The sequence below is a fragment of the Streptomyces flavofungini genome, assembly GCF_041028215.1.
Taxonomy (GTDB): Bacteria; Actinomycetota; Actinomycetes; order Streptomycetales; family Streptomycetaceae; genus Streptomyces; species Streptomyces flavofungini_B.
In genome coordinates, this window is record NZ_JASKYR010000661.1 from 1 (window position 1) to 3,977 (window position 3,977).

4 protein-coding genes are annotated in these 3,977 nt (G+C 72.1%); all 4 read left to right on the forward strand.

Annotation, left to right across the window (positions count from 1 at the left end):
* Positions 1 to 2 precede the first annotated feature (2 nt).
* The 4 genes from AB8Z36_RS31980 to AB8Z36_RS31995 all read left to right on the forward strand — a co-directional run bounded on the left by AB8Z36_RS31980 (position 3) and on the right by AB8Z36_RS31995 (position 3,934).
* Entirely contained in the window at positions 3 to 1,013 is a 1,011-nt protein-coding gene (locus AB8Z36_RS31980) for an ATP-binding cassette domain-containing protein (protein WP_369216884.1), read from the forward strand.
* Complete coding sequence (locus AB8Z36_RS31985; protein ID WP_369216885.1) at positions 1,010 to 1,858, forward strand: ABC transporter permease; 849 nt, start codon at positions 1,010 to 1,012, stop codon at positions 1,856 to 1,858. Before AB8Z36_RS31980 ends, AB8Z36_RS31985 begins: the two co-directional genes overlap by 4 nt.
* 113 nt (positions 1,859 to 1,971) lie before the next feature.
* A complete protein-coding gene (locus AB8Z36_RS31990; protein ID WP_369216886.1) occupies positions 1,972 to 2,811 on the forward strand; it encodes a hypothetical protein in 840 nt (279 codons plus the stop codon).
* A 97-nt stretch (positions 2,812 to 2,908) separates the two neighbouring features.
* Positions 2,909 to 3,934 (forward strand): endonuclease/exonuclease/phosphatase family protein, encoded by a 1,026-nt coding sequence (locus AB8Z36_RS31995; RefSeq protein WP_369216887.1) that lies wholly within the window; start codon positions 2,909 to 2,911, stop codon positions 3,932 to 3,934.
* Positions 3,935 to 3,977: the final 43 nt, after the last annotated feature.

Sequence of the window (3,977 nt, forward strand, 5' to 3'; positions counted from 1 at the left end):
ACATGAGTAGTGCGGCCATCGAGACCGCGGGGCTGGTCAAGGCCTTCGGTGAGAACCGGGCGGTCGACGGCATCGACCTCACCGTCCCGGCGGGGACGGTCTACGGCGTGCTCGGCCCGAACGGTGCGGGCAAGACCACGGCGGTCAAGATGCTCGCCACCCTGCTGCGGCCGGACGCCGGGGAAGCGCACGTCTTCGGCCACGACGTGGTGCGCGAGGCCGACGCCGTGCGGAGCCTGGTGAGCCTCACCGGGCAGTACGCGTCGGTGGACGAGGACCTCACGGGCACGGAGAACCTGGTTCTGCTCGGGCGCCTCACCGGCCACACCAAGGCCGCGGCCCGCTCCCGTGCCGAACAGCTCCTCGCCGCCTTCGGCCTGACCGAGGCGGCGTCCCGGCAGGTCAAGAACTACTCCGGCGGCATGCGGCGCCGTATCGACATCGCCGCCTCCATCCTGAACACCCCCGAGCTGCTCTTCCTCGACGAGCCGACCACCGGCCTCGACCCCCGTAGCCGCAACCAGGTCTGGGACATCGTGCGCGCGGTGGTCGCCCACGGCACGACGGTGCTGCTCACCACGCAGTACCTGGACGAGGCCGACCAGTTGGCGGCCCGTATCGCCGTCATCGACCGGGGCCGGGTGATCGCCGAGGGCACCAAGGGCGAGCTGAAGGCGTCCGTGGGCGCGGGCTCGGTCCACGTACGGCTGCGCGAGGCCGCGCACCGCGAGGAGGCCGCGCGGCTCCTCGGCACGGTGCTCGACGCCCAGGTCCAGCTGGAACCCGACCCGGTGGCCCTGACGGCCCGCGTCGGCACCGGCGGGCAGCACGGCCGCGGCGCCGCCGAGCAGGCCTCGCGGGCCCTCGCCGAGCTGGCGGCCCGGGGCATCACCGTCGACAACTTCGCGCTCGGCCAGCCGAGCCTCGACGAGGTCTTCCTCGCCCTGACCGGCTCCGACACCCACTCCCCCGACCCCGGCCCGACCGATCCGAAGAAGGAGGCCACGGCATGAGCGCCGCCGTTCCCACCGAAGCCCAGGACCTCACGCCGGTCAGGACCGACTCGCTGGCCGGGCTGCTCATCGCCGCCGAGCGCCCGCCGCGTCCCGGCGCGCTCTCCGCCTGTCTGACGTTCGGCTGGCGCGCGATGCTGAAGATCAAGCACGTGCCGGAACAGCTCTTCGACGTCACGGCGTTCCCGATCATGATGGTCCTGATGTACACGTACCTCTTCGGCGGCGCCCTCGCCGGGTCCCCGGGGGAGTACATCCAGTACCTGCTGCCCGGCATCCTCGTCATGTCGGTCGTGATGATCACGATGTACACGGGCGTCTCGGTCAACACCGACATCGAGAAGGGCGTCTTCGACCGGTTCCGCACGCTGCCGATCTGGCGGCCCTCGACGATGGTCGGCTACCTCCTCGGCGACGCCCTGCGCTACGCCATCGCCTCCGTGGTCATCCTGACCGTCGGCCTCATCATGGGCTTCCGCCCCGACGGCGGCTTCGTGGGCGTGGTGGCGGGCATCGCGGTCCTCCTGGCCTTCTCCTTCGCGTTCTCCTGGATCTGGACGATGTTCGGGCTGCTCCTGCGCACCGAGAAGTCCGTGATGGGCGTCAGCATGATGGTGATCTTCCCGCTGACCTTCCTGAGCGACATCTTCGTCAAGCCCGAGACCATGCCGGGCTGGCTCCAGGCCTTCGTCAACAACAACCCCGTCACCCACGTCTCCTCGGCCGTCCGCGCCCTGATGGACGGCACGTCACCGACGACCGCGCTCGCCTGGACGTTCGGCTGGGCGCTGCTGCTCGTCGCGGTCTTCGGGCCGGTGACGATGCGTCTGTACAACCGCAAGTAGGGGCCCTCGCGCCGAACGCCGCCCACCCGCATTGCCCCGCACGCGGTCTTTACTTGCCCCATATGCAGGCGTCCCGCTCGCGTCCGGCGTGAGCGGGGCCTTGCCTGGTAGGCGTGCCCCGCAGCGTCCGCAGCACCCTGTCCGCAGTCCTTGCCGTCCTGGCCTGCCTCCTCGTACCCCTCGGCGCGCTCTCGACCTGGTCGAAGTACGAGATCGGGGACGAGGACAGCTACGTCGCCACCATGGCGCCGCTCTCCTCGGACCCGGCGGTCCGCACCGCCGTCGGGACCGCGGTCACCGACGCGGTCATGTCGGAGATCGACGTCGGGCCGCTCCAGGGCACGGTCAAGGCCTTCGTACGCGACGCGGTGGGCTCCTTCACCGAGACGGCGGCGTACAAGACCGCCTGGAACGCGGCGAACCGCGCGGCGCACGACGCCGTGGAGCGGGCCCTCGACGACGACTCCGACGGCGAGGTCTCCATCGACCTGGCCCCCATCACCCAGCGCGTCAAGCAGCAACTGACGGACGACGGAGTCCCCTTCGCCTCGAAGATCCCGGTCCGGCACACCGAGGTGACCATCCTGAAGTCCAAGGACATCGGTCCGTTGCGGGAGGTCTTCCACATGCTCCAGACAGCGGGCCTCTGGCTCCCGGTGGCGGCGGTGGTCCTCGCGGTCAGTGGCATCCTCCTGTCCGTGCGCCGCCGCAGGGCGGTCATCGCCACGGCCCTGGGCGCGGCCCTGGCCGCCGCGGTCCTCGCCACGGCGGTGCGGATCACCCGCTCCCTCACCCTGCGGGACCTCCCCACGGACGTCTCCCGCGACGCGGCGGGCGCGGTCTACGACGCCCTGACGGAGTCCCTGTGGGTGGCTTCGTGGATCATCATGGGGGTGGGTGTCGCGGTGGCGGCGGCGGTGTGGCTGCGGAGGCGCTTCAGCGGAGCCCGCTGACGGCCGACAGGAACGGCCCGCCCAGGAACCGCCCCGGGGCAGGGAACCGTTACTGAGGAAGGACGACCCCGGCAGCAGCCCACGACGAGAGGCCGCCTTGGACAGCAAGACCCTCACCCGAGACGCCGAGCCGGAACCGGAAGAGGCGGAGCCGGGCCGCAGACGCGTCGGCCGGGTCAAAGCCGCGCTCGCGACGGCGCTGCTCACCGCGGTCACCGTGATCCTCGCCTGCCGCGCTGCGGACTCCGACGGCTTCACCCCGGTGACCCAGGCCCTCGCCTTCCTGCCCTGGCTGCTCGTCCCCGCCGCCGCGGGCCTGCTCCTCACGGTCCTGGCCCGCTGGCGCACCGGCATGGTGTGGGCGGTCGTGGCCCTCGGCGGCGTGGCCTGGTACCTGGAGCCGTACGGCGACACGAACGCCCCCAAGGGCCCGGCCGTCGCCGAGCTCCGCGTCATGACGTCGAACGTCGAGTTCGGCAAGGGCACCCCCGGCCTGGTCGAGGCGGCCCGCGCCGAGCGGCCCGACCTGCTCTTCGTCCAGGAGTGCGACCCGCCCTGCGCGGCCCTGCTCCGCAAGGCGTTCCCGAAGTCCGTCTACCCCTACCGCCAGGCGGTCGACGCGTACGGCGCGGAGGGTTCCGTCATCCTCGCCAAGGTCCCGCTCAAGGACGGCGAGCGCCTGCCCGGCACCCTCGGCATGCCGTCCGCCGTCGCCGACGTGCAGGGCCACGAGGTACGGGTGCAGCTCGCCCACCCGATGCCGCCGCTGCCCAAGGGCGTCTCCCTGTGGCGCGAGGAGCTGGGCAGGATCAGGGCGTACGCCGCCGCGGGCGAGGGCCGCCCCACCATCGTCGCGGGCGACTTCAACGCCACCCAGGACCACGCCGCCTTCCGCTCCGTCCTGGACGCCGGACTGCGCGACGCCGCCCGTCTCGACGGGTCCTCGCGCGCCCCGAGCTGGCCCGCCGCCGCGCCCGCACCGCTCGGCGCCCAGATCGACCACGTCCTGGCCACCCCGGACTTCTCGGCCCGCGACGCCCGTTTCCTGGAGATCGGCGACACGGACCACCGGGCCCTCGCGGTGACCCTGACGCTGCACGGGAGCGACCCGGGGGACGACTGACGCACCGGAAGACCGGGGAAGCGGCAAACCGGCAATACTGGAC

Coding starts and splice junctions, on each gene's coding strand:
- AB8Z36_RS31980 (WP_369216884.1), top strand. CDS start 3: ATGAGTAGTGCGGCCATCGAGACCGCGGGGCTGGTCAAGGCCTTCGGT.
- AB8Z36_RS31985 (WP_369216885.1), top strand. CDS start 1,010: ATGAGCGCCGCCGTTCCCACCGAAGCCCAGGACCTCACGCCGGTCAGG.